A 25843-nucleotide genomic window follows, 5' to 3' on the forward strand; every position below is an offset into this window, starting at 1 on the left:
CAATCGTGCCGATGTTGACGTGCGGTTTTGTACGCTCAAACTTTTCCTTTGCCATTCCTCAGGCGCCCTTTTGCGATTTGGGGGACCCTTGGTCCCGTGGTTACATCTGCGCGCGCGAGATATTTGGTTCGCAGGGGAAAATCAAGCACATCCTGCGTTAAAACCCGTTCATGATGCCGGATTTTGCGTCAGCTCGCCGGAATCGAGAGGTTGTATCAGGTCAGGGCGGCGCTGGAACCAGCCGTTCTCTTCATGTTCTTCGGCCAACCACTCTTCGACTCGGTCCGCAACCTTCAGGGCCAGACCGCTCATCTGTTCTTCTCTGGTGCGTGTATTTCCTGACCCGGTCAGGGCACTTTCACCGGTCGTATCTTCCAGAACCTGAAACTGTTTTCCCTTGGCCAGGAATTCCTTGTTCTTCACGTCGTAGACGTTGACCAAAACAATCGCCGTGCTTTTGGGGTTGTAGATGACCGGAATACCCGGCGGGGCCAGCATGTATCCTTCGAGACTGATACCGATGTCGTATTCCTGCGCGCCCTCATACCGGCCTAGGCGGACATCCACGGCGTTCTGAATCGCTGCTGTCCATTCATCCGGCGTGGCATCGCGGGAAACGGGACCCTGCACAGCCTTTTCAGCAAAGGCGTAGTTCACGCGAAGCTTGAATTCCCCCAGCGACTCGGGCTCTTCGTATAGCTGCGTTTGCGCGCATGCGCCCAGCAGGGTCAATCCGGTTATCAAGGTTAGAATGCGTAACATGATCTCGTCTCGATAGGCCTGTTTTTCTTTGACTTAGCGCACCAACCGGGCTTGTGCCAAGCTACATCGACGGAATTTGACTGTCGCGGCGGCGCGATCACGAGAATTTATAGTCGCGCGGGAAGCCATATGGCGGCTTTTTCCCAACGCTGGCGCGTTTCGCAAGCCACTGGGACATATCGGCCTCATGCCGTGTTTTGTCCCCGCCCATGGACCATTTGAGCCCCTCTGCCCAATCAAAGGTCGTGAGGTCCGACAGCCCCCCATCCAGCTCAAGTGTTCCCTGCCGTCCGCGCGCCATATTGTATTTTTGCAAACGTACACCTTTGCCGCGCCCCATTTCGGGCAGCTCTTCGACGGGAAACACAAGAAACTTACCGTTCTGGGACACCACAGCCACATGGTCGCCCTCAACTGGCTTGCAGATCATCGCGGTTTCGTCGCCCTTGACGTTCAGCACCTGTTTGCCGTTGCGGGTCTGGGCTAGAACATCATCCTCTGGCACCATGAAACCGTTGCCAGCATCCGAGGCCACCAGCAGCTTGCGCCCCGGCTTATGGATCATGATGTCGATAATCTGCGCCTCGTTCGGCAAGTCCACCATCAGGCGCAGCGGCTCGCCCATACCCCGCCCGCCGGGCAGGTTGGCCGCACTGACCGTGTAGAAACGCCCGTTCGATGCAAAAACCAGCAGACGGTCGGTGGTTTCAGCATGGAAGATAAAGCGCGGGCCGTCGCCATCCTTGAACTTGAGCTCACGCTTCAGGTCAATGTGACCCGTCATGGCGCGAATCCACCCCATCTGAGAGCACACAACCGTGATCGGTTCCTTGTCGATCATCGCCTCAAGCGGTACTTCTTCGACATTCCCGGCTTCGGCAAATTGGGTGCGGCGCGCACCGCCTTCGTAGTCTTTGCCGAAGGTCTTTTTGGTCTCTTTCAACTGCTCGGCGATCTTGGCCCATTGCAGGGCGGGATCGGCCAGCAGGTCTTCGAGGTTGGCGCGTTCCAACATCAGTTCATCGCGCTCGCGGACCAGCTCCATCTCTTCCAGACGGCGCAAGCTGCGCAAACGCATGTTGAGGATCGCGTCGACCTGAACCTCGGACAACTCGCCCTCGCCCGGTTTGGGCGAGACATAGTCGGACTCATCAGTAGCCCGGACATGGTCGATGCCCCAATCCTCGCGCATCAGCGCGGCTTTGGGGTCGTCGTCGTAGCGGATGATGTCAATCACACGATCAAGGTTCAGGAAGGCAACGATAAAGCCCTCCAAGACCTCCAAACGGTGGTCGATCTTCGCCATGCGGTGACGCGAACGACGCAGCAGAACTTCTTGCCGGTGATCGAGGAAAGCGCGCAGCACCTCTTTCATCGAGCAGACCTTGGGCGTCACGCCGTCGATCAACACGTTCATGTTAAGGCTAAACCGCACCTCAAGGTCCGAATTGCGATAAAGCATTCCCATCAACACCTCAGGGTCCACGTTCTTGGAACGCGGCTCAAGGATCAGGCGGATGTCATCGGCAGATTCGTCGCGTACATCGCCGAGGATCGGGATTTTCTTGGTCTGGATCAGTTCCGCGATCTTCTCGATCAGCTTGGATTTCTGAACCTGATAGGGAATCTCGGTGACAACGATCTGCCACTGGCCACGGCCCAGATCTTCAACCTCGAACTTACAGCGCAGGCGGAACGACCCGCGCCCGGTGCGATAGGCCTGCGCGATGTTCTCAGGTGGTTCGACGATCACGCCACCTGTCGGAAAGTCGGGGCCGGGCACGTAGTTCAACAATGTGTCGTCACGCGCATCCGGCGTTTTGATCAGATGCAGGCAGGCATCGCACAGCTCTGAGATATTGTGCGGAGGAATGTTCGTCGCCATCCCCACCGCAATACCGCTAGCGCCATTGGCCAGCAGGTTCGGGAACTGTGCGGGCAGCACGACGGGTTCAGTCAGCGTACCGTCATAGTTGTCGCGGAAATCGACAGCGTCTTCGTTCAGCCCCTCAAGCAGCGCCTCGGCCACGATAGTCATCCGCGCCTCGGTGTACCGCGAGGCGGCCGGGTTATCGCCATCGATATTGCCGAAATTCCCCTGCCCGTCGACAAGTGGGTAGCGTACGTTGAAGTCCTGCGCCAGACGCGCCATCGCGTCATAAATCGCGGCATCGCCATGGGGGTGATAGTTGCCCATCACGTCGCCGGAAATCTTGGCCGACTTACGGAATCCCCCCGTCGCGCTGAGTCGCAGCTCACGCATGGCATAAAGGATTCGCCGGTGAACCGGCTTCAGACCATCGCGCGCATCCGGTAAGGCCCGGTGCATGATGGTCGACAAAGCATAAGTCAGATAGCGTTCGCCAATCGCTCGGCGCAGCGGTTCAGCTACCTCGCCCCCGCCATCGGGGGCCTCCATGTTGGGGTCGTCGATCGTGTCGTTCATATATGATGTGATACGACGCAAGCGCGCCGCGGTAAAGCAACCAGCGCGCATTTTGCTGGGGACAAGTGGCGCTTTTTGCAACAGGGGGAGGCAAGCTTAGGATTTCCCCCAATCTTTCGACTCCGATCGTGAATTATGGTAGGCTCTCTTTAATTGAACTGCTGCCTATTTTACCTTTTTCGATTACCGGGGGATGCGCCATGTCGCGCCTTGTTCTTGTTACTTTTGCCGCGCTCGGATGGTGTTTTTACGTCATGAGCGGCGGCCCTGATTTTGAGCCGCGCGGACTGCGCACCGCCCAACCCGAGCGCGTGGCCGTTGCGCCCGAACCTGTGCCATTGCAACACACTCGCGCCGAGCAATTGGTGACCAATGTCGCCCTGCGTACGCCAACCGTACGGGTGAAGCCGATCTTGGCGAAAGAAGAGATCGTGGAAATCCTGCCGGAACCCGCCAGCCTTGAGACATTCTCGGGCCTGTCGGCTTTTGCCGATCAAAGCGCCAACATCACCTTGGCGTCCCTCGAAGACGGCATAACCGGGTTGCGCCAGATCGCTGAAACCCAGCCCGAAGAGGTGTTGGAACCATCAGCTTACGAAGAACCACAAAAGGACATCCGCGAGATCTGGGGAACGCGGGTAAACATGCGCGACGGTCCGGGGACGATCTATCCTGTCATCGGCAAAGCATCCATCGGCCAAAAGGTTGAAGTCCTCAGCGATTCAGGCACCGGCTGGCTAAGGTTGCGCGTGTTGCCCGAGCAACAGGTCGGATGGATTTCCGCATCTCTGGTCAGAAAAACCGCAGATTGACGCGGCGCTGACATTGTCCTGCCCCCTGCCCCGCCATAGCTTTGGTGCAAGGCGAGAGGCAGGAAGGCCATGCAGAAGACAATTCTTATCACCGGCTGCTCTTCGGGGATTGGGCTGGACGCGGCGCATGGTATGCGGGCGCGCGGCTGGCGCGTATTTGCCTCATGTCGGCAGCAACGTGACTGCGACCGTCTGAGGGCGCAGGGTTTCGAAAGCCCCCGTATCGACTATACCGACAGTGACAGCATCACGTCCGGCCTGCAGGATGTTCTGGATAAGACAGGCGGCACGCTCGACGCATTGTTCAATAATGGCGCGCATGGTCTTCCCGGTGCGGTGGAAGACCTGCCAACAGATGGCCTGCGCGCGATCTTCGAGGCCAATTTCTTTGGCTGGCACGACCTCACGCGGCAGGTCATCCCCGTCATGCGCGCGCAGGGGCACGGGCGAATCGTTCAAAACTCGTCTGTTCTCGGTCTGGTCGCATATCCTTGGCGGGGCGCTTATGTGGCAACCAAATATGCGGTCGAAGGATTGACCGACACATTGCGGTTGGAGCTAGCCGACACAGACATCAAGGTTATCCTGATCGAACCCGGCCCTATCACCTCCAAAATCCGCGAAAACTCGATCCCGGTTTTCGAGCGTTTCATCAATTGGCAAGACTCGGCCCTGCGCGACCGATACGAAGCCTCGTTGTTGAAAAGACTGTACGAATCCTCAGGGCCCGACCGGTTCGAGCTGCCGGCATCGGCGGTGACCGACAAGCTGGCACATGCCGTGGAATCCAAACGCCCGCGCGCCCGCTACTATGTCACCACGCCGACCTATATCGCCGGGTGGCTGCGACGGATCCTGCCCACGCGCACAATCGACCGCATCCTGTCGGACGTCTGAGGCGAAATTACCCGTTCGCTTTTTGCACGTCAGAGGCTAGATGATAGCCCAACGAAACAAGTAACGCGGACGGTGTACTCATGGACCTTCTGATGGTCGTTCTACTGTTGGCCATGGCTGCTGTTGTTGTGGTGCTGGCGATCGGCATCTCGAATTTCGGCAAAAGCGGCAAGGAAGCCGCAATGAAAAGCAACAAGATGATGCGACTTCGCATCCTGTTTCAATTCATTGCCGTGGTTTTGATCGTGCTCTACGTCTGGCTCCGTGGACAGGGGGTTCAATAGATGGTCGTTCTCAACAAAATCTACACGCGCACCGGCGATGACGGAAAAACCGCGTTGGGTAATGGCGAACGCGTCGCGAAATATTCGGGCCGCGTGGCCGCCTATGGCACAGTGGATGAGCTGAATTCCTTTGTCGGCGTCGCCCGCACCGAGGCCGAGGGCGAAGTTGAGGCTGCGCTGTCGCGTATCCAGAACGACCTGTTCGATCTGGGCGCTGATTTCTGCCGCCCCGAAATGGAAAAAGACGCCGAGGCGGATTATCCCCCCCTGCGAGTCGTACCCGCTCAAATTGACCGCCTCGAGGCTGAAATTGACGTGATGAACGAAACACTTGAGCCGTTGCGCAGTTTCATCCTGCCGGGTGGCTCACGCCTGGCGGCTCATCTGCATGTCTGCCGCACCGTGTCCCGCAGGGCTGAACGACTGGCGGTTGAGCTGACGAATATGGAGCCCGTCAACGAGGTCGCGGTGAAATACCTCAACCGTCTCAGCGACTGGTTCTTCGTTGCTGCCCGCTGCGCCAATGAAAACGGTACGCGGGACGTGTTGTGGGTTCCGGGCGCGAACCGCTGAATGCGGCACAGTGTCTTGGTGACAATGGCCGGGCCAGAAGAGAGGGCCCAGCCACTGAACCCCTTAATGACGCAGCAATAATATTGCGCGCCGTAGCGTCAAAAAATACGAAACGCGACGTCCCAAGACCATGACGTGACGATTTTGCTCTGTTGCCATTCGAATTGAAACGCTATTCAGACCCCCGAGAGCATTGGTGGAGTCGCTTCGCGGCTTACCGGATTTGTAAGGAGAAAGCGCAAAATGAAGGTACTCGTGCCTGTCAAACGCGTGATTGACTATAATGTGAAGGTCCGCGTGAAAGCGGACGGTAGCGGTGTCGATCTCGCCAATGTCAAAATGTCGATGAACCCGTTCGACGAGATTGCCGTGGAAGAGGCGATCCGCCTGAAAGAAGCGGGCAAGGCCGACGAAGTCGTTGCCGTTTCGATCGGCGTCAAGCAGGCGCAGGAAACGCTGCGCACCGCTCTGGCCATGGGCGCTGACCGCGCCATTCTGGTTGTAGCAGCCGATGACGTTCATCAGGATATCGAGCCTCTGGCCGTTGCGAAAATCCTGGCCAAAGTGGTCGAGGAAGAGCAGCCCGGTCTGGTTCTGGCGGGCAAACAGTCGATCGACAACGACATGAACGCCACCGGTCAGATGCTGTCGGCCCTGCTGGGCTGGAGCCAAGGCACCTTCGCGTCCGAAGTAGACATCGAAGGCGACACCGCCAAGATCACCCGTGAGGTTGACGGCGGCCTGCAGACCATCAGCGTCAAGATGCCGACCATCGTGACCGTTGACCTGCGCCTGAACGAGCCGCGCTATGCGTCGCTGCCCAACATCATGAAGGCGAAGAAAAAGCCGCTGGACGAGAAATCTGCCGCCGATTACGGCGTCGACGTCTCGCCCCGTCTGGAAATCGTCAAAACCGAAGAGCCGCCGGCACGTGCCGCTGGTATCGTCGTAGGCTCGGTTGACGAGCTGGTTGCGAAACTCAAAGAAGCGGGGGCTGTGTAATGGCTGTTCTTCTTCTCGCCGAAGTCAACAATGGTGAACTGGCGCTGGACGCCACCGCCAAAGCCGTCAATGCCGCGAAGGCACTGGGCGACGTGACCGTTCTGGCCGCAGGTGGCTCTGCCGCTGCTGCTGGTGAAGCCGCTGCGAAGATCGACGGCGTTTCCAAGGTTCTGGTCGCTGAAGACGAGTCGCTGGGTCACCGCCTGGCGGAGTCGACTGCGGCCCTGATTGCTGGTCTGGCCGACGGATACGAGCATATCGTTGCCCCCGCCACCACCGATGCCAAGAACGTGATGCCGCGCGTTGCGGCGCTGCTGGACGTGATGGTGATCTCGGATGCGTCCGGCGTGGTTGACGGCTCGACCTTCGAGCGTCCTATCTATGCGGGCAACGCGATCCAGACCGTCAAGTCGAACGACGCTAAGAAAGTCGTCACCTTCCGCACCGCGTCCTTTGACGCGGCGGGCGAAGGCGGTTCGGCTGCGGTTGAGACCATCTCGGTCGGTGCTGACGCTGGTCTGTCCTCGTGGGTTGAAGACAAGGTTGCCGAAAGCGATCGCCCCGAGCTGACCTCGGCTGGCGTTGTTGTTTCGGGCGGCCGTGGTGTCGGCTCGGAAGAGGACTTCAAACTGATCGAAACCCTGGCCGACAAGCTGGGCGCCGCTGTTGGCGCGTCGCGCGCCGCCGTGGACTCGGGCTATGCTCCGAACGACTGGCAGGTGGGTCAGACCGGTAAGGTTGTTGCACCGGACCTGTATGTCGCTGTCGGCATCTCGGGCGCGATCCAGCACTTGGCGGGCATGAAGGACTCGAAGGTCATCGTTGCGATCAACAAAGACGAAGAAGCGCCGATCTTCCAGGTTGCTGACTTTGGTCTGGTTGCCGACCTGTTCCAAGCGGTGCCGGAACTGACCGAGAAACTCGGCTAAGCCCACGCTTCGCTTTGAATAAAAGGCCCGCCAAACGGCGGGCCTTTTTTCATTGTAGGTCCCAAATACGACGCGAAAGGGTCTCGGCAATTTTCCTATGTGCAGCCGGGCCGATCATGTGCTCGGCCATCGGCTGCTGCAATGTTCCAAACAACATATCTTCCAATTCTTCAGATTGGCCAGAAACGTTAACGAACAGGTCCACAACATCAAGACAATAGGGGCGGACAGCCCCTAGCATTTCTGCTGAAACAGGAACCTGGGCATCTGTACCAAATTCACATTCATCGGACTGCCGCCGGACATCCAGGTTCAAGAGGATCACAGGTGCTTTCAGAGAGTTAAACAGTTCTCGCAGCAACCCGACCCAATTCTTACGCAGGTCTTCAGCAACCACCTCAAACCGCGCGTCCTGATGTCCCTTCAACAGCGACACAAGGTGATGCACGAAATGCACGTCCGTGAAGTCGATCTCAGGGTAAAGCGAACACAAATCATCGGTAGGTGCAAGGAACCGGTCATTTCGCCGGGGATGCACTTTGTAAAAACGGTTTGATTGCCCCAGAATGTCCGGAGCCTGCAGGACACACATCTCTGCACCGCTTAGCAAAGATCGCAGGCCAGTGTCCCGCAACAGTGCGTCCACGCCACAGAAAAGGCTGCCCAAGTTCAGGCACCTGCGGTCTAGTTTTCCCTCGAGAATCGAGGGAAAAGGACGTTCGACAAAGCGCCCAAAGGTTTCGGTCCCGCCGACACATGCCATGTAAGGCGTATCCAAAGATCGCTGCGGCCCACGAAACCATAACCGCGATCCATCATATTGGCACACGGCATCCTCGGGTCCCCCCGAGCCTGTTTGATGATAGCTCGTACCACTCACCCATTTTTCACCCGGGTGCCATCATGCAGCCGCAAATCTTGAGAATTTCCTAATGTGCGCATTTGAAGCAAAATCCAGATGCTTGATCCTCTTGCCGCCTGCCCCAAACTGCCGATACTGTCGCCATAACCCGTGGCACAAAGGCACCTGAATATGGATGTAAAATCGGTCGGAGTGATTGGCGCAGGTCAGATGGGGAACGGCATTGCCCATGTTCTTGCCCTGGCCGATTACGACGTTTTGCTGAATGACGTCAGCGAAGACGCACTTAACAGCGCAATAACAACGATCGAAGGGAATATGGCGCGACAAGCATCGCGTGGAAAAATCTCGGACGACGCAATGCAGGCCGCGCTGAAGCGCATCAAGACCACGCTTGAATTGCCCGAGCTGGGCCAGACCGACCTTGTGATCGAGGCCGCCACAGAACGCGAGGCGATCAAACAGGCGATCTTCGAAGATCTTCAGCCCCATTTGCAGCCACATACGATCCTGACATCAAACACGTCGTCGATTTCCATTACGCGGCTGGCAAGTCGAACAGACCGACCCGAACGCTTTATGGGGTTCCACTTCATGAACCCGGTTCCGGTCATGCAGTTGGTTGAGTTGATTCGAGGAATTGCCACCGACGAAGAGACATTCAGCGCCTGCAAAACCGTCGTGGACCGGCTTGGTAAAACTGCAGCCAGCGCCGAGGACTTCCCGGCCTTTATCGTGAACCGCATTCTGATGCCGATGATAAACGAAGCTGTTTATACCCTGTATGAGGGCGTCGGGAATGTTCAATCCATCGACCAATCAATGAAACTGGGCGCAAACCATCCGATGGGTCCGCTTGAGCTGGCGGATTTCATCGGTTTGGACACGTGCCTGGCGATCATGAATGTCCTTCATGACGGATTGGCCGACACCAAATACCGCCCGTGCCCTTTGTTGACTAAATATGTCGAGGCCGGGTGGTTAGGGCGAAAGACACAGCGCGGTTTTTATGACTATAGAGGCGAAGTGCCTGTCCCGACCCGGTAGAGGGGGCCAGCCCCCTCGCCCGGATTTCATCCGGCCTCACCCCCGGGATATTTTTGGCCAGATGAAGAGACGGATCAGGGTTTAAGCGACTCACCAAGTCCCAATGTGTGCTTGCGGAGCCAAGCCATGAAGCCGCGTGGGTCGCGCTCGAGCAGTTGCATGTCTTCTTCTGAGATCGGATCACCGATTACCGGTGACTGAGGTTTGTTGCAGGACCGAACGATCTCGTGCAGCAGCAGGCCTTGGCGCAGAATCGCGGACATTTTGTTGGCGATCTGGTATGCCCGCGAGTTTCTGCCGGGAAAGAAGATAGGAACGACTTGCGCGCCCGATCGGCGAATCATCTTGGCCGTAAACACGTTCCACTCGCGCTCGATCGCGGGGCCGAACCAGTCATCAGACGACATCACCACGCCAGACGGAAACAAGGCGACCACTCCGCCATTTTTCAGGTGCTCCATCGCCTTGCCGCGCATTTCAAGCATTTTGGCCTGTGCTTCCGGATCATGTGGGAAGGGGACAGGGATCATGAACGACGTCGCGGCCTCGTCCAGACCAGTCAGAACAGAGCGGGTCAGGATACGATAGTCACTGCGTACCTGCCCGATCAGTTCGGCCAGAATCATGCCGTCGACCATTCCGTGGGGGTGATTGGCAACCACGACAACCGGGCCGGTTTTCGGGATGCGGGCAATCTGTTCCTGAGGCGTGGTCAGGTTGATACCCATAACCTCAAGCGCGCCGCCCCAGAACCGTTGGCCGCGATAGTATTCGTTCTTCTTCTCGAATTTGTTGACCATACGCAAAATGGTCAGCTTGCCCGTACACCATTCGATGGCGCGGATAGCTGTTGAAGTCCAGGCATCGTCGAAAGAGTTTGCGTAGGTCAGGGTTCTACGATCGTAGATTTCGCCCTGGTCCTCGGTCCCATCCACAACCGGGCCTGTCTTGGTCTCGTGCGTCGTTTCCGCCAATTCCTGGTCTTCCCGTTCTTGATGTCGCAGCAGGCGCCGTCAGAACCCTTCCCCGAACTTGTCGTTCACCAAGGTTTCCAGCGCATCAGCCAACGCCTCAGCATCCGGTCCGGACGTCTCGACGTCAATAGTCGTTCCGCGCGATGCTGCCAACATCAAAAGACCCATTATGCTGTCACCTGACGCAGAAAGCCCGTCTTTTGACACTTCGGCCTGGGCGTCGAAACCTTCGACCACCTCAACCAGCTTTGCCGAGGCACGGGCGTGTAAGCCCTTTTCATTGATTATTTTCAAGCTTCGGTTCGTCATTCTTAATCAATCCGGTCTTCGTCCAACGTCACATTTTGCGTATTGATATACTTGCGTCCAGCCTCCATCGCCTGCCGCACGGCGTCGCCGATTGGCAAGTGGCGGGATTTGGCCAGTTTAATCAACATAGGCAGATTTGCACCGTAAAGGATACGTCGATCCTGCGGGGCGCAGGCGCGCAAGCTTAGGTTCGATGGGCTGCCACCAAACAGATCGGTTACAACGACAACACCGTCACCCACATCTACACTGTCTGCGGCGACACAGATTTCATTCTGCTTGGCATCGCGATCGTGATCCGCTTCGATCGAGATCGCGGCCAAGCCGGGCTGTTTTCCGACCACATGCTGCATTGCGGCCAGGTACTCCTGAGCCAACCCACCATGTGCAACAAGTACGATCCCGATCAATCCGACCTCACATTCAACGATCGACGTTCCATTTCGCGGTGCCTAATTGCCACTTGCTGCCCCTGCTCTGCAAGGGCCTTTGCGACCGCCTCGGCGGTAGCAACGGATCTGTGCTGTCCTCCGGTGCACCCAAAGGCCACCGAAAGGTGCGCTTTGCCTTCGGCGCGATAGGCCGGCAACAGGAGTTCAAGCAAATCGACAACACGGTCAAAAAACGGTGCATAATTCGCGTCAGACTGAACATAGCGCGCCACATCCGGGTTTCGACCATCTTCGGCGCGAAGTTCCGGGCGCCAGTACGGATTGGCGAGAAACCGGCAGTCAAACACCATATCCAATCCACGCGGCAAACCGCGCTTATACGAAAAAGACTCGATAGATACCGCCAGATGGCGTCCACCTTGCGGCGCGAACCAGCGCTCGACCTCTTCGCGCAACTGGTGAACGTTCAGCGGGCTGGTGTCGATCAACGTGTCCGCAATCTCACGGATCGGGGCGAGTAGTTCTTTTTCCTGGCGAACGCCGGTTTCGGGACTTGAATCTGACGCGACAGGGTGGCGTCGTCGGGTTTCGGAAAAGCGGCGCACCAAGACTTCGTCGTCGCAGTCGAGATACAGGGTTGAAATGTCGAAATGGTCCATGCGTTGAACTTTGGCGATCAGTTCAATGAACCCGATCGTCGAGAAATCGCGGTTCCGCGCGTCTATTCCCAACGCCATGGGACGGTCGGTTGCGGGTCCTTCAAGCAGGCGCAGCAAGAGCCCCATCGGAAGGTTGTCGATAGCCTCAAAACCAAGGTCTTCGAGAACGCGGATCGCCGTTGATCTGCCAGCGCCCGAAGGTCCCGTTACCATAACGATGCGCCGCTGAGTTGTCATGTGCTGGGCCATTCAGGGTCTACACGCCCCATTTTAAGTAATTGCATCAAAGCTGATGCCAAATTGGGGACACCCGCGCCGCGTAGCAAGGGAACAGTTTGCCTCAGGGCACGGATTTCCGTTACGTCTGGCAAGCGGGCTGTCTCTGTTTGGTCCAGATCAACAACATAGCTCAGGTTTACTGGCCCGACCGATTGCGCACGCAACAAGCCGACGCCGCGCGCCTCAATCAACCCGCGGATCGCTAGGGGAGCATCGACTAGGACTTTTTCAGCTTCCATGGTCAAAACGACCCTGTCATCTGCAACCAACTCTGCCCCCAAAGCCATCATCCGCAGCGCAAGGGCCGATTTTCCTGCCCCAGCGGTACCAAGGATCAACAGACCCCGCCCGTCGAGGGCAACACATGTGGCATGTATAATGGCAGTGTTCTGATGCGCGACGTCTGCGAGGGCCCGACCGCTCATGACTACACGGGCAGACCCACGACAAAGCGCGCACCAAGTGGATCGGACGTGACGTCGGCCTCTGTCGGGCGAATGTTTTCGGCCCAGATCACGCCGCCATGCGCCTCGACGATCTGTTTTGAGATCGCAAGCCCAAGGCCCGAGTTATTGCCGAAATGTTCCACCGGGCGCTGTGAATAGAAGCGTTTGAAAACCTTGGTCAGCGCCTGTTCCGGGATGCCGGGCCCGGTGTCTTCGACGACGATCAGAACGCGGTTTTCACGGCGACGCACCCAAACGCGAATGGCATCACCGCTTTCGCAGAACGAGATCGCATTTGTGATCAGGTTGACGAACACCTGCGCCAAGCGCGCCTCAAGCCCGTTTATTTCGATCGGCTGAGACGGCAGATCGGTGATGTAATCCACGCCTTTGCTCCGCGCCTCTTCTCCCAGATACTGGCTGATATTGCCTAGCAGTTTCAGCAGATCGAAGAGCTGTTCTTCTTCTTTGACCAGTTCCGCATCCAGGCGTGACGCGTTCGATATATCGCTGACCAGACGGTCCAACCGACGGACATCATGTTCAATCACGCTCAACAGTTTTTCACGCTGATCTTCCCGTTTGACCATGCGCAGCGTACCAACGGCGGATTGCAGGCTGGCCAAGGGGTTCTTGATTTCATGCGAAACATCGGCGGCGAACTGTTCGTTCGAATCGATCCGGTTGTATAGCGCGTTCACCATGCCCCGCAGCGCCCGACTGAGGCGACCGATTTCATCGGGGCGTGCACTCAGGTCGGGAATGCGAATTCGTCCCGGATTTACCCCCGCGCCGCGGTCTTTGCCCGACTCGGCGGCGGCGGCCAAGTCCGCCAAAGGGTTCGCAATTGTCGACGCCAGAACAAGGCTCAGGCCGATTGAAACCAAAAGCGCAACCACGAACATCTGCAAAATGCGCTCTTGCTCGCGCCGGGCCAACGCGTCGATTTCACCGGCAGGTCCGGCCATCGCAACAGCGCCGACAGGCGACCCCTCTAATGAAATGGGCGAGGCGGCAACGATTACTGTTTCGCCTGCTGCATCTTTTACGGCCTGCACCTGCATCTGTCCTTGCAGCGCGGTTGGGATCAGGGACTGCACGCGCTGTGCAAGCGTCGGTGCCTCATCCGGGTTGGCGTTGGTGAATATCTTGGACAGGCCTTTCCAGACGGCGTTCAGCGCATCGCTGATCAGGGTGCTGCCGGTCTGAACTTCGGCTTCTGACCTTAGAAGAATGGGCATGGGAGCGCTTGTTGCCCCCCCCCGGGTCCAGCCGATCAGAGTTCCCGCCGCATCGTAAACAAAAACTTCGCCGCCGACCGGAAGGCTCAATCCGGCAAGAGTGTCCTTAACATCAAGCTCGGCCGTGCTAAGAGAATGAGCGGCAGAATTCTGGCGCAACTGCGCCTCGAACACGTTGCTGACCAACTGGGCGTCGCCCATCAGATTGCTCGCGGTCTGCTTTACCTGTTCGTCCCGTGAGTCATCCAGATAGAGCAGTCCGGTGACCAGAATAACCAGAGCAATCAGGTTAAAGGTGATGATTTTGCGGGCCAGCGGCGACCCGCGCAGCGAAAATAGGTTCCGACTGCGGCGCGATGCCCCCAGTTCGGCCGAGTCAGGATCCTGAGGGATGACCCAGTCATCGCCCAGAACCACATCACCGTCCCGCAATTCGCTGGCTTGTTCCGTATCGCGCACGAGGCCCAACTACCCTTTGTTAAGCGGTCAATCTTATTCTTCGTTGTACCGGTAGCCTATCCCGTACAGAGTTTCGATGGCCGAAAACTCTGAATCAGCGGCGCGCATTTTCTTGCGCAGACGCTTGATATGGCTGTCAATCGTACGGTCGTCTACATACACCTGATCGTCGTAAGCGACGTCCATCAGTTGATCACGGCTTTTGACAAAACCGGGGCGTTGCGCAAGGGCTTGCAACAACAAGAATTCAGTCACCGTCAGGGATACGTCCGTACCTTTCCAACTGACCGCGTGACGCAGCGGGTCCATCCGCAGCTCACCCCGTTCCATGACCTTGGCATCGCCCGTGCTGGCCGTTGCAACATCACCCGAAGTCGCTTCCTGCCGCCGCAGCAGCGCGCGAATACGTTCGACCAACAGACGCTGCGAGAAGGGTTTCTTGACGTAGTCGTCAGCCCCCATGCGCAGGCCGAGCACTTCGTCGATTTCGTCATCTTTCGAGGTCAGAAAGATCACCGGCATCTGGGTTTTCTGCCGCAGGCGCTGCAACAAATCCATGCCGTCCATGCGCGGCATCTTGATATCCAGAACGGCCATGTCCGGCAGTTTCTTGTTAAATGCGTCCAACGCAGCCTGTCCGTCGTTGTACGTTTCGACCTCGAAGCCTTCGGCCTCAAGCGTCATGGACACGGACGTCAGAATGTTTCTGTCGTCGTCCACCAGTGCAATCTTTGACATCGGGTTTGCCCCTATTCCTGCTCACTCATGCTTTATATCGTTATTAGTAAGGTATTTCTGGCGTTTTTAAGGCCGCGAATCAATCCGTATCTGCGAATCGTGCGTTTGTTGTCACACAGTTGCGGCAAAAAAGCCGTTAATGTTGCCGGAAAAGCGCCATGATTTCCGACAGGAAATTTGTGATGGCGCTAAACCTGACCTTGGTTGCGCTAACTGCGCCAAACCGTCCTGTTCATGCCCCAAATGACCGTGATAAGACGCGCCTGTCCGCCGGAACGATCCGGCAATTTGCCCCAAGAGCGCACCTGGCCAAAGCCTTCGCGCCGCCACAGGAGAAGACACACATGACATCTGGACGGGTTAACCCGCAATTCCGCCTCGAAGATCAGGGCATCGAGGGTCTGGGCAATGTCTATTATAACTTCATGGAACCGGCGCTGATCGAAGAGGCTCTGAAGCGTGAAGAAGGCACTTTGGGCAATGGCGGTGCCTTTCTGGTCACCACCGGCAAGTTCACCGGCCGGTCGCCCAAGGACAAGCATGTCGTCAAGACCGACAGCGTTGCCGATTCAATCTGGTGGGAAAACAACGCGGAAATGAGCCCCGAAGGGTTCGACGCACTGTACGAAGACATGCTGGCCCACATGAAAGGCCGCGACTATTTCGTGCAGGACCTCGTCGGCGGGGCAGACCCGGCCTATTCGATCAATGTGCGCATGGTCACCGAGTTGGCCTGGCACAACCTGTTCATCCGTCACCTGCTGCGCCGTCCCGATCGTGAGGATCTGGACGAGTTCACCGCAGATTTCACTGTCATCAACTGCCCCAGCTTCCAAGCCGACCCGACCAAGCATGGCTGCCGGTCCGAGACCGTGATCGCGATGAACTTCGACCGCAAGCTGATCCTGATCGGCGGCACTGAATATGCGGGCGAGAACAAGAAGTCTGTCTTTACCCTGTTGAACTATATGCTGCCGGAAAAAGGCGTCATGCCGATGCATTGCTCGGCCAACCATGCTGTTGGTAACCCGGTCGACACCGCGGTTTTCTTTGGCCTGTCGGGCACCGGTAAGACCACCCTGTCCGCTGACCCGGCCCGCACCCTGATCGGGGATGACGAACATGGCTGGTCGGATCGCGGCACCTTTAACTTCGAAGGTGGCTGCTATGCTAAGACGATCAGCCTGAACCCCGAGGCCGAGCCGGAAATCTACGCGACCACCAGCAAGTTCGGTACCGTGATCGAGAACATGGTATTCGACCCCGAAACCAAGGAACTGGACTTCGAGGATGACTCGCTGACCGCAAACATGCGCTGCGCCTATCCGTTGGAGTACATCTCGAACGCATCCAGCAGCGCGCTGGGTGGCCATCCCAAGAACATCATCATGCTGACCTGTGATGCGTTTGGCGTGCTGCCTCCGATTGCGCGGCTGACCCCAGCGCAGGCGATGTATCACTTCCTGTCTGGCTTCACGTCAAAGGTTGCCGGGACAGAGCGCGGCATCACCGAGCCTCAGCCGACCTTCTCGACCTGTTTCGGCGCACCGTTCATGCCGCGCCGCCCGGAAGAGTACGGCAACCTGTTGCGGGACAAGATCGCCCAGCACGGCGCGACCTGCTGGCTGGTCAACACCGGCTGGACCGGCGGTGCCTATGGCGTTGGTAGCCGGATGCCCATCCGTGCCACCCGTGCCTTGCTGACCGCTGCTCTGGACGGGTCGCTGCGCGATGCCGAGTTCCGTAAGGACGCCAATTTCGGCTTTGATGTGCCAGTTTCCGTTCCCGGCGTGGCCGAGGTTCTGCTGGATCCGCGCCGCACCTGGGACGATCAGGCCGCCTTTGACAAACAGGCCGAGAAACTGGTGCAAATGTTCGCCGAGAATTTTGAACAGTACTTACCGTTCATCGACGAGGACATAAAAGCCGTCGCAATCGGATAATCAGACAGGGGGCGATTTTCGCCCCCTTTTCTTTTTGCGCGACTCACTAAATCGTCATCTCGTCAGGGTTGAATAACGCCAAAAGCGCATACAAATTCGTTGCCCGGATTCGAGGATTACGGTATCGCTAAGTGTCATTGTGACGAAAAAGCCCGGCGCTTTGGCACCGGGCGGAAAGTGAAAAAACCTAGCGGTGGCTCAAGCGTGCACTCACAACACGCGAACTGAGCAACCCAATCGAAAGTAAGTTTAGAAATTAGGGGATGAGTGTCAATACGAGACTTGCTGAATAATCGGCTCGTTTCCACCCGCTGAAATTGCACGGCGGATGACACAGGCAAGGAACAGGTAAGACCATGACGGAAATCTCGAAACTGACCGAACTACGTAAGCTGATGCAAAGCATGGAACGCACGCTGGGGCTTGAACAACTGTCTCCGGTGGAACGCGATATCTATTACGCTGCGGAAGAACTTTCGAAGGCCGATCAGGAAGTTCGCACATTTGGTCTGATCGAACATATACTGGTTCAAAGTGTTTCACGCCCCACATTTTTCCGCGCGCTGAAATCGCTGGTGCAGAAGGGCTATCTTTCGCAAAGTGGCAGCGCGAACCGGGGTCGGTATATCGTTCATGCACCCAGATGATGGCTTCTGCCTGCACGATGGTGGTTGATCGCCGTGCACAAATGGGCCTCTGACACTTTCTACGCTTCGCTGGCTTATGTGGTGGCATCTTTCCTTACGTTTGAGGTTCTGATGCCGCTGCAGAATGTTTTCTTTCCGGAATACCCCAGCCGCGCCAGCCTTTTGTTTCTGCCGCACGGTGTGCGCGTTCTGGCAGCGTGGTTGCTTGGCTGGCGTTCGATCTACGCCTTACTTCCGGGCGTCTTTATTGTGTTCGCGTTTCTTGGTGGCTCTGACGTATTCCTGCCCAGCCGCCTCATGGCTATCGCAATTGCCGTAACCACTGTTCCGGCAGTATTCTACCTTTTGAAATGGGTGGGCTGGGATTTGTTCCCGCGCGCCGACCGCAAACCCTGCTGGTCCTGCATCATGGGGGTCGGCGTCATTACCTCATTCCTTGTCGCCGGGCTGACCAACTTGGCCTTCGGCAGCGCGCGCGTTGAATACGTCGCTTATCTTATCGGTGATATCTCGGGCCTGTTCTTCCTTATGCTGGGACTGTATTTCGCATTCCGCATTGCGGATAGCCGCCCCTAACCCAGAATGCCGCGCCGCAGCAGATTCAGTCCGGCAATCAGCAAGACCAGCAACGTGACCTTTCGGAACCGCGCCTGATCAATACGTGATTGCAACTGCAGCCCAACCCACATGCCGATCAGCGCAGGCAAAATCAAAACTGCCGAGAACGGAGCAGTCTGGGCATTGAAGATGCCCGAACCCAGATGCGCCACCAACAAAGCCACGGCACCCAGGCTATAGATCACGCCTTGAACCCGCATCTGTACAGCCTTCGGCGTGTTCAGCGCAGTCAGGTAGAGAACGGTGGGCGGCCCCCAGACCCCTGACAAACCGCCGACAAACCCGGCGATTGATCCGATACTGGCCTCGATCCGGGCTGAGGATTTTTCAAGCGTCAGCTTCAAGCCCAACATCTGAATCAAGGCGAAGAACGTCACCGGAATGCCGATAATCAACACAAACGTCTTTTCCGGGACAATGCTGACCAGTTGCGCGCCCAGAAGCAGGAACACCAATCCGACGCTTAGAAAAACCCGAAATTTCCGGATGGCGTCAATGGCTGCGGGTACCCCCTCTCGAAGCGCCTGAAAGCCATTCGTCACAATTGTCGGCAATATCAGACCGGCAATGGCAAGATTAGGCGACAGGATCATACTTAGCCCGGATACCAACACCATTGGCATCGCAAACCCAACCATGCCTTTGATCCAACCGGCCAAGAAAGCGACGCCGAAGGCAAGCAGCAACTCCTGCGAAGTGAAAGCGGAAAACAACGTCATGGCACTGTGATAGCATCCCTGAAATTCTCTGCATTGCAAAAATGATCAAGCAATTTTTGAACTTTTTCGCAGCGTAATTCGTATTTTTGTTGCGCTGCACGTGCAGCATGGTAAGACCATACGACCCAGAAAAGGACGTGATTCATGGCCCATGACGGACAGGATATGACCCAGATGACAACATCCGCGATTTTGCCCGACCTTCTGACTTTGACCCGCGTTGCGGTGCCCGCTGTCGAAGCAGTGTTTGAACGCGCGCGCGAGTCGGTCCGGGCAATGGTAACCAAGGACGGTCGTGTATCTGGTGCGTTGATCGAAGCCAACCAAACCGCAGCACATGGGCTGGCATGGCTTGCGACGTACCAGCAATCCCTGCAACAAATGCAACGCTGGGCCGAGGCGTTGGACGCCGATGGCAAATTTGGCGAAATCGAACAATTGCTGCACCAGATCGCCTTTGGCGAATATCTGCATCAGGTCGCCGGCGGCATTCCGATGAACCAGGGTGAGGTCGTGCGCCTGCAGGATATGGGCCTTGGCTGGGACGCGCTGTCGGGCTTCCAAAGCTCCGAAGTGCAGACGCTGATGGCGCAGGCGAACTCTCAGGCCGCCCGCACACGTCTGGTGGCCCTGATGGAAGATCAGGCCGGTGCGACCATGTTTGGCGCTTCGGGTTTGGAAGAAGAACTGGAAATGATCCGCGACCAGTTCCGCCGTTACGCACAGGAAAAAGTCGAACCGAACGCTCATGACTGGCATCTCAAGGATGAACTGATCCCGATCGAGATCATCGAGGAACTGGCCGAGATGGGCGTCTTTGGCCTGACCATCCCCGAAGAATTCGGCGGATTTGGCCTGTCCAAAGCCTCGATGTGCGTGGTGTCCGAGGAACTGTCGCGCGGTTATATTGGCGTCGGTTCACTGGGCACGCGGTCCGAGATTGCGGCTGAGTTGATCATCGCAGGCGGCACGGACGAGCAAAAGGCCCAATGGCTTCCCAAAATCGCCAGCGCCGAGATCCTGCCCACGGCTGTTTTCACCGAACCCAACACCGGCTCGGATCTTGGTAGCCTACGCACCCGCGCAACCAAGACCGGGGATGGCGATTACGAGGTCACCGGAAACAAGACATGGATCACCCATGCCGCACGCACCCATGTGATGACCCTGCTGGCCCGCACCAACCCTGACACCACCGACCACCGTGGCCTGTCGATGTTCCTGGCGGAAAAAACGCCGGGCACGGATGAGAACCCCTTCCCCACCGAAGGCATGACCGGCGGTGAGATCGAGGTTCTGGGTTATCGCGGCATGAAAGAATACGAGCTGGGTTTTGACGGCTTCAAAGTTAAAGGTGAAAACCTGCTTGGCGGCGAAGAGGGTAAAGGCTTCAAACAACTGATGGAGACTTTCGAATCCGCCCGCATCCAAACCGCCGCACGGGCCATTGGCGTGGCGCAAAGCGCGCTGGATATCGCCATGCAATATGCGCAGGAACGCAAGCAATTTGGCAAATCGCTGATTAATTTCCCGCGTGTCTCGGGCAAGCTGGCGATGATGGCGGTCGAAATCATGATCGCGCGTCAGTTGACCTATTTCAGCGCATGGGAAAAAGACCACGGCCAGCGATGCGACCTTGAGGCTGGCATGGCCAAGCTGTTGGGGGCTCGTGTTGCTTGGGCCGCCGCTGATAACGGTTTGCAGATTCATGGCGGCAACGGTTTTGCACTGGAATACAAGATCAGTCGCGTTCTGTGTGACGCACGCATTCTAAACATTTTTGAGGGGGCTGCTGAAATTCAGGCACAAGTGATCGCTCGGCGTCTGCTGGGCTAACCTGATTACGGCAACCCCGTTTCCCCAACTTGACCCGGCGTTCGCGCCGGGTCTTTTTTGTCAGCAGGTGCGTGCGCTTTTGGCTGATCTGTCAGTTCGTTCTATGAATTCACTCAAAACGACGATAGAGCAGCCAAAACATACAAACAGTTCCAAATGCGAAAATCAGAATGATCCGATCTTTATTGGTACTTTGCGCGACCGTCCTGACCCTTGCGCTTGGCGGCTGCACGACCACGCAACCTAGCGCTGGTCAAGACGACATTGACGCGCTTGCCGCGGCTATCACGGACCTCGACCCGCGTGTCGACCCTGCCGAGGCGCAAAGGGCTGCCCGCATTTCATACACATATTCGCAGCAATTAGCGCGGGACTGGAATGTTACGGACCCGGCGATCATTCACAATGCAAAGGTCATTAACGGGTTTCGGGAACGAGGGTTGTGCAATGACTGGGCCGAAGCCATGTCCACACGCCTACGGCAGGAAAATTTTCGGACACTGGACGTGCATTGGGCCACGTCACCACCAACATCGTTTCGCATCATCCATCACTCGGCCCTGATCAGCGCCAAAGGTGCCTCGATGTATGACGGTGTCATTCTCGACCCTTGGCGGAACAGTGGGGCGCTTTTCTGGGCCCCTGTGCGCGAAGACACTCGTTATAACTGGCGGCCTCGTAGCGAGGTTCGGGAAGAACTGCTGAACGGCGCGATACCGTATTGATAAGGATACCAGCATGATACGCCTCGTCTTTGCTTTTCCTCTGCTGGCGCTACTGCAATGCGACAAGGACGAAACCGTGGCCGCCTATGGCGCGGCGGATCAGACCTGGGTACTGCAGGAAATCGATGGTGAACGCTTTCCGGCAAGCGCCCTGCTGAGTTTCCCCGAAGAAGGCAAGATCGCAGGCAATGCCCCCTGCAACAGCTACAGCGGTACGCTGAACGCGCCCTACCCTTGGTTCGAAATCGCCGACCTGACGGCCACACGCGCGGCCTGCGCCGGTCTTGAAGCCGAAGGGTTCTACTTTGCGGCGCTACTGGCCATGACCCAGTCCGAAGTATCCGGCGATGTCCTGATCCTGCGCAATGACGACGGGCACGAAATGGTGTTCAAAGCCGCCGAGTGAACTGATCAATGAAACGGGCTCGGGCCTCGGGCAGTGGGTTGTGACCAAGCGATGGGGCCAGATGATGCTCCAGAAAGTAGCCAGTGGTCCGCAGACCCTGCGCGATTTCTGAATCCGGGGCTGTGCCTTCGCCCTTCAGGCAGAGGGGCAAAGGCAACAGCCTGTCCGCCCATTCCCCCGCGCCCTGCTTGCTGACCGCTCGTCCGGTTTTCGGCGAGACAAAAATCAACCCCTCGGTCGCGCCGGTCACAGCACAGGCTGAAAAGTCGAGGCCAAAGCCCAATTCCTCAAGCAACGCCAGTTCCCACCGCAGATAAGCCAGTGGCCAAATCTCATCTTGGCCCAGCAGGTCCATCAACTGTTCGGTTTGCTTGTAAACCCCCGGATGCGGTTCACGCTCGGGCAGGCTGAAGGACAGCAACGCCACCACCGCGTTCAGCCCGGACAGCGCCAACCGACCGGAAAACGCCGCCGCTGCGCGGGACCGCAACGGTTCAACCTGAAACGTGCCAAGATGCTCTTCCAGCCGAGCCCGCCAAAGCACATCCAACTGCGCACCCGGTTGCAGGATCGGAGAAATCTTGCGGCTGGCCCCACCCCGAACAACCCCGGCGTGACGGCCGTGGGCTTCGGTAAAGACCTCGATGATCGCCGAGGTCTCACCATGTCTGCGGGAGGTCAGAAGGATGCCATGATCGCGCCAGTCCAAGTTTTGATCCCGTGACAGATTGTACTGAGCGCAGCAAATCCCAAGCCAGCGCAGTGTGCAAGGGTATCAAATGCGAGGCGCCACAAAGTCTTGGCGTTTTGCGCCATGGTTTGGGCTCAAGTTGTTACGCGCCGAGCCGGACCATCACTCCAGCCCGTCCTCACCCAAAAGGTGCCGCCCTTGCCGATCTTCAACCTCGATCACCCAAAGATCAGGGTCAAAACTGCGTTGGCGTTGAATGGCTTGGTCCACGTCTGCCTCCGCGCCACCGGACAGCTCCACCCATTTACGCTCACCGCTCATCAAGTCAAAGCTGCGTTGGTATGCCACCGCCTGACCATCCAGCGTGTTCATTTTGACCAAGACGGCACCGGCCGTATCGTCGCCATGCGACACGACAAATGCAGGGATATCCTGAAGCCGCAACCGCGCGATATAGGCGTGAACCCAGAAATCTGCGGTCAGACGGGTCATGCGTTTCCGTCTTTGAAATCCAGCCCCATTTCCGAATAGCGCTCGGACTCTTCCAGCCAGTTAGGTCGGACCTTTACCTGCAGGAACAGGTGGATTTTACGGTCCAGAAACTCTTCCAGTTCGGCGCGGGCCGCTTGGCTGACGGCTTTGATTGTTTCGCCGCGCTTGCCCAAAACGATCCCTTTGTGGCCATCGCGCATGACATAGATGACCTGATCTATCTTGGCCGAGCCATCCTTGCGCTCTTCCCAATTCTCGGTCTCGACCGTGAGCTGATAGGGCAATTCCTGATGCAGCCGCAGGGTCAGTTTCTCGCGCGTCATTTCGGCTGCGATCATCCGCAGCGGCAGATCGGCAATTTGGTCTTCGGGATAGAGCCACGGGCCCTCGGGCAATTCAGCCGCCAACCATTTGCGAAGGTCATCGACACCGTGGCCTTTCTCGGCCGAAATCATGAAGGTATCAGCAAATGGATAGCGCGCGTTCAGGTCGCTGGTCAGCGCCAGCAGCTTTTCACTGGGCACCTTGTCGATCTTGTTGATCGCCAATGCGATGGTACGGCCCTGCCCGATCTCTTCCAGCCCTTCCAGGATACGTTCGACCCCTTCGGTGATGCCGCGATGCGCCTCGACCATCAGAACAACGACATCAGCATCCGCCGCCCCGCCCCACGCTGCGGCAACCATCGCGCGATCCAGTCGGCGACGTGGTTTGAACAGGCCGGGTGTGTCCACAAACACAAGCTGCGCATCCCCTTCCATCGCGACGCCACGAATACGGGCGCGCGTAGTCTGAACCTTATGCGTCACGATCGAAACCTTGGCCCCGACCATCCGGTTCAGAAGGGTGGATTTGCCTGCGTTAGGCTCTCCGATCAGAGCGATAAATCCGGCGCGTGTGGTCATGTGTGCTGCGATCCTGTTTGCAAGTGCGCACCCCTATATCAGAAAGAGCCGATGGGCCAGAGGCATTTGTTGCAAGACAGCCATGCGCAACCGCCCCGCGATCCCTTGCGATCTACATTCCCCGAAAAAAGGCCAGCGGCGTGTAAAATTCTCTGCTAGCCTAAAGTTGCATATTACAGGTGGACTACGTGTTTTCAGCTTTCGTCGGCATCAGGCATTGGACGGGCAGCATGTTTGCCGGAATGTTCACTGTTCTGGTTTGCTCAGTATCTACGGCCGTTAGACCGGCACATGCCGAGACCGTGAAGTTTCGCATCGCCGAAACCGTGCAGGTCAAAGGCAAGGACCTTCCTTATACTCTTTTTGTGTCCCTCAAAGACGCTGGCGAAACCCGGTTGGGTATGGACGCGTTTTTGGATCTTCGTTCACTGCAGGACCTCGCGCCGTGGCTGTTTTCAAGCGTTCTGAAGGAAACCTGCCAGCAAAAATTCGCTTTGGCCGTTTCACAAGTGTCAGCCCAGGCAGATGCCTTGGTGGCGGATGGACAGGTTCAGGCCAAATTCTATGCCTGCGACACCGATGATCCCAAAACGCACTACCGAGGTGTTTTGCTGTTCGGGCAGAATGTGGACGTCATGATCAAAGCTTCTGCCGCAGTTGAACGGAACTGTCTTCAATTACGTCTGGAAGATGTTGAATTGGACTTACAGGGGTTTGTCGGAACTGTCTCTGACATGATCGGGCTGACGGCAAAAGCCCGCCTCTTGATCCTTGAAAAAGGCGCCGAATTATTGGCGGAAAACCCCGTTTGCCCAGAGCTTCCAAGTGAATTGAAAGGGTTGGAGCCGCGCTTTACCTCTGGCGGGATCAGAGAAATCGGCAGCGGCGGCGTGGGTGCTGCACTTAGCGGTTCGGTTGATACCAGTGCAGGAACGCTGTTGGACCTAATCGCGGCGCTACAGGAAAAGCAAGGGTTCGGGGTGGTGGAATGAAGCGGTACTTTGCCCTTGCCCTTGGCTTCTGTCTGGGCTTCCACCCAGCGGATGCCCGTGACGTGCAGCTCGAGTTTGAGCGGACCTTGGGATCGGATGGCACTGAAATTCCGTACCAGTTGAACCTGACGTTGAAAGAGGTATCACCAACCCGTATCTCGGTGGATGCCCTTCTGGATTTGCGGGATATCCAAGCCGCGTTGATACAGGGCCTAAGAAACACTGAATTATCCGACTTGTGTAATGCCGACGTAACATTGGACAGCCTTGATCTGTCTGCCTTCGGGCGCGATGTGAATGTGGAAGGCCGCGTCAAGATGGAGGCCTTCCGCTGCGATCATCAACTCGGGCAGCCTCCCAAACGGCAGGACAGCATAGCCGCGAATACGATCACATTTACCGGAACCGCGTCTGCTCAGGTGCAAAACCAGTGCGTGTATTTTGATTTGACCGGTTTGGAGTTGACCCTTGAAACCCCGATCCTTGATCCCAACACAAAGCAGGGGTTTTTGAGCGATGCCCGCAGCATCACCGAAAAGGCCGCTGACGCCCTGCTAAAGCGCAACTCAATCTGTCCAACGCTTCCGCCAGAACTTTCATCCATTGACCCGCGCTATGACGCCGGTGGCACGGTGGAAATTGGCGACGGGGGGATTGGCGTTGCGCTGGATGGGTCTTTCGATGTCAGCCCAGATACGATCCTGAGCATATTGAAGGTTCTGCAAGAGCAGGGAAAACTGCCGCCCGCACCTTAGCGA

29 protein-coding genes are annotated in these 25843 nt (G+C 57.2%); 15 read left to right on the forward strand and 14 right to left on the reverse strand.

The genetic code is table 11. From position 1 onward, the window contains the following. Positions 1 to 168: 168 nt before the first annotated feature. Entirely contained in the window at positions 169 to 762 is a 594-nt protein-coding gene (locus GOV87_RS17195) for a hypothetical protein (RefSeq protein WP_171126825.1), read from the reverse strand. Positions 763 to 859: 97 nt separating this feature from the next. Beyond that, complete coding sequence (gene parC, locus GOV87_RS17200; RefSeq protein WP_171135052.1) at positions 860 to 3208, reverse strand: DNA topoisomerase IV subunit A; 2349 nt, start codon at positions 3206 to 3208, stop codon at positions 860 to 862. A 200-nt stretch (positions 3209 to 3408) separates the two neighbouring features. Between parC and GOV87_RS17205 the strand changes: the two genes are divergently transcribed. The 6 genes from GOV87_RS17205 to GOV87_RS17230 all read left to right on the forward strand — a co-directional run bounded on the left by GOV87_RS17205 (position 3409) and on the right by GOV87_RS17230 (position 7705). After that, positions 3409 to 4020, forward strand: a complete 612-nt coding sequence (locus GOV87_RS17205) for an SH3 domain-containing protein (protein ID WP_254447406.1) — start codon at positions 3409 to 3411, stop codon at positions 4018 to 4020. Positions 4021 to 4089: 69 nt separating this feature from the next. After that, a complete protein-coding gene (locus tag GOV87_RS17210; protein WP_171125222.1) occupies positions 4090 to 4917 on the forward strand; it encodes an SDR family NAD(P)-dependent oxidoreductase in 828 nt (275 codons plus the stop codon). 80 nt (positions 4918 to 4997) lie between these two features. Continuing rightward, the gene (locus GOV87_RS17215) at positions 4998 to 5201 is read left to right on the forward strand and encodes a twin transmembrane helix small protein (protein ID WP_171125224.1); all 204 of its coding nucleotides are present in this window, start codon (positions 4998 to 5000) and stop codon (positions 5199 to 5201) included. After that, a complete protein-coding gene (locus GOV87_RS17220) occupies positions 5202 to 5774 on the forward strand; it encodes a cob(I)yrinic acid a,c-diamide adenosyltransferase (protein WP_171212602.1) in 573 nt (190 codons plus the stop codon). Between the two features lie 243 nt (positions 5775 to 6017). Further along, entirely contained in the window at positions 6018 to 6776 is a 759-nt protein-coding gene (locus GOV87_RS17225; RefSeq protein ID WP_171212603.1) for an electron transfer flavoprotein subunit beta/FixA family protein, read from the forward strand. Beyond that, positions 6776 to 7705, forward strand: a complete 930-nt coding sequence (locus GOV87_RS17230; RefSeq protein ID WP_171126828.1) for an electron transfer flavoprotein subunit alpha/FixB family protein — start codon at positions 6776 to 6778, stop codon at positions 7703 to 7705. The genes GOV87_RS17225 and GOV87_RS17230 overlap by 1 nt, the downstream gene beginning before the upstream one ends. 49 nt (positions 7706 to 7754) lie before the next feature. Here the strand turns inward: GOV87_RS17230 and GOV87_RS17235 are convergent, their stop codons facing one another. Beyond that, complete coding sequence (locus GOV87_RS17235) at positions 7755 to 8585, reverse strand: DUF6473 family protein (RefSeq protein ID WP_371813537.1); 831 nt, start codon at positions 8583 to 8585, stop codon at positions 7755 to 7757. A gap of 153 nt (positions 8586 to 8738) precedes the next feature. Between GOV87_RS17235 and GOV87_RS17240 the strand changes: the two genes are divergently transcribed. Next, positions 8739 to 9614, forward strand: coding sequence for a 3-hydroxybutyryl-CoA dehydrogenase (locus GOV87_RS17240; protein ID WP_171212605.1), 876 nt, complete (start codon positions 8739 to 8741; stop codon positions 9612 to 9614). Positions 9615 to 9688: 74 nt separating this feature from the next. Here GOV87_RS17240 and GOV87_RS17245 read toward each other — a convergent pair whose 3' ends face one another. Genes GOV87_RS17245 through GOV87_RS17275 form a run of 7 tightly spaced genes read right to left on the reverse strand, consistent with a single transcriptional unit; the run spans position 9689 to position 15111 of the window. Beyond that, a complete protein-coding gene (locus tag GOV87_RS17245; RefSeq protein WP_171125232.1) occupies positions 9689 to 10588 on the reverse strand; it encodes a lysophospholipid acyltransferase family protein in 900 nt (299 codons plus the stop codon). A gap of 39 nt (positions 10589 to 10627) precedes the next feature. Further along, positions 10628 to 10897: an HPr family phosphocarrier protein gene (locus GOV87_RS17250; RefSeq protein ID WP_170428736.1), complete on the reverse strand. Its 270-nt coding sequence runs from the start codon at positions 10895 to 10897 to the stop codon at positions 10628 to 10630. A gap of 2 nt (positions 10898 to 10899) precedes the next feature. Next, positions 10900 to 11307, reverse strand: a complete 408-nt coding sequence (locus tag GOV87_RS17255) for a PTS sugar transporter subunit IIA (protein WP_171212606.1) — start codon at positions 11305 to 11307, stop codon at positions 10900 to 10902. Continuing rightward, positions 11304 to 12185, reverse strand: a complete 882-nt coding sequence (rapZ, locus tag GOV87_RS17260; protein WP_171212607.1) for an RNase adapter RapZ — start codon at positions 12183 to 12185, stop codon at positions 11304 to 11306. Before rapZ ends, GOV87_RS17255 begins: the two co-directional genes overlap by 4 nt. After that, positions 12182 to 12652, reverse strand: a complete 471-nt coding sequence (locus GOV87_RS17265; RefSeq protein ID WP_171212608.1) for an HPr kinase/phosphorylase — start codon at positions 12650 to 12652, stop codon at positions 12182 to 12184. Before GOV87_RS17265 ends, rapZ begins: the two co-directional genes overlap by 4 nt. Before the next feature lie 2 nt (positions 12653 to 12654). Further along, positions 12655 to 14373, reverse strand: coding sequence for a sensor histidine kinase (locus GOV87_RS17270; RefSeq protein ID WP_171125240.1), 1719 nt, complete (start codon positions 14371 to 14373; stop codon positions 12655 to 12657). Positions 14374 to 14406: 33 nt separating this feature from the next. After that, complete coding sequence (locus GOV87_RS17275) at positions 14407 to 15111, reverse strand: response regulator transcription factor (RefSeq protein WP_171126837.1); 705 nt, start codon at positions 15109 to 15111, stop codon at positions 14407 to 14409. Between the two features lie 344 nt (positions 15112 to 15455). Here GOV87_RS17275 and GOV87_RS17280 point away from each other — a divergent pair, with 344 nt between their 5' ends. The 3 genes from GOV87_RS17280 (at position 15456) to GOV87_RS17290 (ending at position 18277) form a co-directional block, all read left to right on the forward strand. Next, positions 15456 to 17054 (forward strand): phosphoenolpyruvate carboxykinase, encoded by a 1599-nt coding sequence (locus GOV87_RS17280; RefSeq protein ID WP_171125246.1) that lies wholly within the window; start codon positions 15456 to 15458, stop codon positions 17052 to 17054. A gap of 356 nt (positions 17055 to 17410) precedes the next feature. Beyond that, entirely contained in the window at positions 17411 to 17701 is a 291-nt protein-coding gene (locus tag GOV87_RS17285) for a hypothetical protein (protein WP_171212609.1), read from the forward strand. 33 nt (positions 17702 to 17734) lie between these two features. Next, on the forward strand, positions 17735 to 18277 hold the full coding sequence (locus tag GOV87_RS17290; RefSeq protein ID WP_371808268.1) for a hypothetical protein: 543 nt from the start codon (positions 17735 to 17737) through the stop codon (positions 18275 to 18277). On the opposite strand, the gene GOV87_RS17295 is transcribed toward GOV87_RS17290, so the two are convergent. Continuing rightward, the gene (locus tag GOV87_RS17295) at positions 18274 to 19038 is read right to left on the reverse strand and encodes a sulfite exporter TauE/SafE family protein (RefSeq protein WP_171125250.1); all 765 of its coding nucleotides are present in this window, start codon (positions 19036 to 19038) and stop codon (positions 18274 to 18276) included. The two genes, GOV87_RS17290 and GOV87_RS17295, sit on opposite strands and share 4 nt — an antisense overlap. 144 nt (positions 19039 to 19182) lie before the next feature. Between GOV87_RS17295 and GOV87_RS17300 the strand changes: the two genes are divergently transcribed. The 3 genes from GOV87_RS17300 to GOV87_RS17310 all read left to right on the forward strand — a co-directional run bounded on the left by GOV87_RS17300 (position 19183) and on the right by GOV87_RS17310 (position 22005). After that, a complete protein-coding gene (locus GOV87_RS17300; RefSeq protein ID WP_171126839.1) occupies positions 19183 to 20874 on the forward strand; it encodes an acyl-CoA dehydrogenase family protein in 1692 nt (563 codons plus the stop codon). A 170-nt stretch (positions 20875 to 21044) separates the two neighbouring features. Then, entirely contained in the window at positions 21045 to 21599 is a 555-nt protein-coding gene (locus GOV87_RS17305; RefSeq protein WP_171212610.1) for a hypothetical protein, read from the forward strand. 13 nt (positions 21600 to 21612) lie between these two features. Then, a complete protein-coding gene (locus tag GOV87_RS17310) occupies positions 21613 to 22005 on the forward strand; it encodes an META domain-containing protein (RefSeq protein WP_171126842.1) in 393 nt (130 codons plus the stop codon). Here GOV87_RS17310 and recO read toward each other — a convergent pair. The 3 genes from recO to era all read right to left on the reverse strand — a co-directional run bounded on the left by recO (position 21989) and on the right by era (position 24093). Continuing rightward, positions 21989 to 22714 (reverse strand): DNA repair protein RecO, encoded by a 726-nt coding sequence (gene recO, locus GOV87_RS17315; protein ID WP_171126844.1) that lies wholly within the window; start codon positions 22712 to 22714, stop codon positions 21989 to 21991. The two genes, GOV87_RS17310 and recO, sit on opposite strands and share 17 nt — an antisense overlap. 144 nt (positions 22715 to 22858) lie before the next feature. After that, on the reverse strand, positions 22859 to 23188 hold the full coding sequence (locus GOV87_RS17320; RefSeq protein ID WP_171125259.1) for a DUF1491 family protein: 330 nt from the start codon (positions 23186 to 23188) through the stop codon (positions 22859 to 22861). Further along, the gene (gene era / locus GOV87_RS17325) at positions 23185 to 24093 is read right to left on the reverse strand and encodes a GTPase Era (protein ID WP_171126846.1); all 909 of its coding nucleotides are present in this window, start codon (positions 24091 to 24093) and stop codon (positions 23185 to 23187) included. The genes GOV87_RS17320 and era overlap by 4 nt, the downstream gene beginning before the upstream one ends. Before the next feature lie 230 nt (positions 24094 to 24323). On the opposite strand from era, the gene GOV87_RS17330 reads away from it, so the two are divergent. Both GOV87_RS17330 and GOV87_RS17335 read left to right on the forward strand, forming a co-directional pair. After that, positions 24324 to 25085, forward strand: coding sequence for a hypothetical protein (locus GOV87_RS17330; protein ID WP_171212611.1), 762 nt, complete (start codon positions 24324 to 24326; stop codon positions 25083 to 25085). After that, the gene (locus tag GOV87_RS17335) at positions 25082 to 25840 is read left to right on the forward strand and encodes a hypothetical protein (protein ID WP_171126850.1); all 759 of its coding nucleotides are present in this window, start codon (positions 25082 to 25084) and stop codon (positions 25838 to 25840) included. Before GOV87_RS17330 ends, GOV87_RS17335 begins: the two co-directional genes overlap by 4 nt. The last annotated feature ends 3 nt before the right edge of the window (positions 25841 to 25843 follow it).

Source organism: Ruegeria sp. HKCCA5426 (genome assembly GCF_013034585.1).
Classification (GTDB): Bacteria; Pseudomonadota; Alphaproteobacteria; order Rhodobacterales; family Rhodobacteraceae; genus Ruegeria.

Bases quoted from the DNA above. Each gene is read 5' to 3' on its own strand.
- GOV87_RS17195 (WP_171126825.1), bottom strand. From the start codon at position 762: ATGTTACGCATTCTAACCTTGATAACCGGATTGACCCTGCTGGGCGCA.
- parC (WP_171135052.1), bottom strand. From the start codon at position 3,208: ATGAACGACACGATCGACGACCCCAACATGGAGGCCCCCGATGGCGGG.
- GOV87_RS17205 (WP_254447406.1), top strand. From the start codon at position 3,409: ATGTCGCGCCTTGTTCTTGTTACTTTTGCCGCGCTCGGATGGTGTTTT.
- GOV87_RS17210 (WP_171125222.1), top strand. From the start codon at position 4,090: ATGCAGAAGACAATTCTTATCACCGGCTGCTCTTCGGGGATTGGGCTG.
- GOV87_RS17215 (WP_171125224.1), top strand. From the start codon at position 4,998: ATGGACCTTCTGATGGTCGTTCTACTGTTGGCCATGGCTGCTGTTGTT.
- GOV87_RS17220 (WP_171212602.1), top strand. From the start codon at position 5,202: ATGGTCGTTCTCAACAAAATCTACACGCGCACCGGCGATGACGGAAAA.
- GOV87_RS17225 (WP_171212603.1), top strand. From the start codon at position 6,018: ATGAAGGTACTCGTGCCTGTCAAACGCGTGATTGACTATAATGTGAAG.
- GOV87_RS17230 (WP_171126828.1), top strand. From the start codon at position 6,776: ATGGCTGTTCTTCTTCTCGCCGAAGTCAACAATGGTGAACTGGCGCTG.
- GOV87_RS17240 (WP_171212605.1), top strand. From the start codon at position 8,739: ATGGATGTAAAATCGGTCGGAGTGATTGGCGCAGGTCAGATGGGGAAC.
- GOV87_RS17250 (WP_170428736.1), bottom strand. From the start codon at position 10,897: ATGACGAACCGAAGCTTGAAAATAATCAATGAAAAGGGCTTACACGCC.
- rapZ (WP_171212607.1), bottom strand. From the start codon at position 12,185: ATGACAACTCAGCGGCGCATCGTTATGGTAACGGGACCTTCGGGCGCT.
- GOV87_RS17265 (WP_171212608.1), bottom strand. From the start codon at position 12,652: ATGAGCGGTCGGGCCCTCGCAGACGTCGCGCATCAGAACACTGCCATT.
- GOV87_RS17275 (WP_171126837.1), bottom strand. From the start codon at position 15,111: ATGTCAAAGATTGCACTGGTGGACGACGACAGAAACATTCTGACGTCC.
- GOV87_RS17280 (WP_171125246.1), top strand. From the start codon at position 15,456: ATGACATCTGGACGGGTTAACCCGCAATTCCGCCTCGAAGATCAGGGC.
- GOV87_RS17285 (WP_171212609.1), top strand. From the start codon at position 17,411: ATGACGGAAATCTCGAAACTGACCGAACTACGTAAGCTGATGCAAAGC.
- GOV87_RS17295 (WP_171125250.1), bottom strand. From the start codon at position 19,038: ATGACGTTGTTTTCCGCTTTCACTTCGCAGGAGTTGCTGCTTGCCTTC.
- GOV87_RS17300 (WP_171126839.1), top strand. From the start codon at position 19,183: ATGGCCCATGACGGACAGGATATGACCCAGATGACAACATCCGCGATT.
- GOV87_RS17305 (WP_171212610.1), top strand. From the start codon at position 21,045: ATGATCCGATCTTTATTGGTACTTTGCGCGACCGTCCTGACCCTTGCG.
- GOV87_RS17310 (WP_171126842.1), top strand. From the start codon at position 21,613: ATGATACGCCTCGTCTTTGCTTTTCCTCTGCTGGCGCTACTGCAATGC.
- GOV87_RS17320 (WP_171125259.1), bottom strand. From the start codon at position 23,188: ATGACCCGTCTGACCGCAGATTTCTGGGTTCACGCCTATATCGCGCGG.
- era (WP_171126846.1), bottom strand. From the start codon at position 24,093: ATGACCACACGCGCCGGATTTATCGCTCTGATCGGAGAGCCTAACGCA.
- GOV87_RS17330 (WP_171212611.1), top strand. From the start codon at position 24,324: ATGTTTGCCGGAATGTTCACTGTTCTGGTTTGCTCAGTATCTACGGCC.
- GOV87_RS17335 (WP_171126850.1), top strand. From the start codon at position 25,082: ATGAAGCGGTACTTTGCCCTTGCCCTTGGCTTCTGTCTGGGCTTCCAC.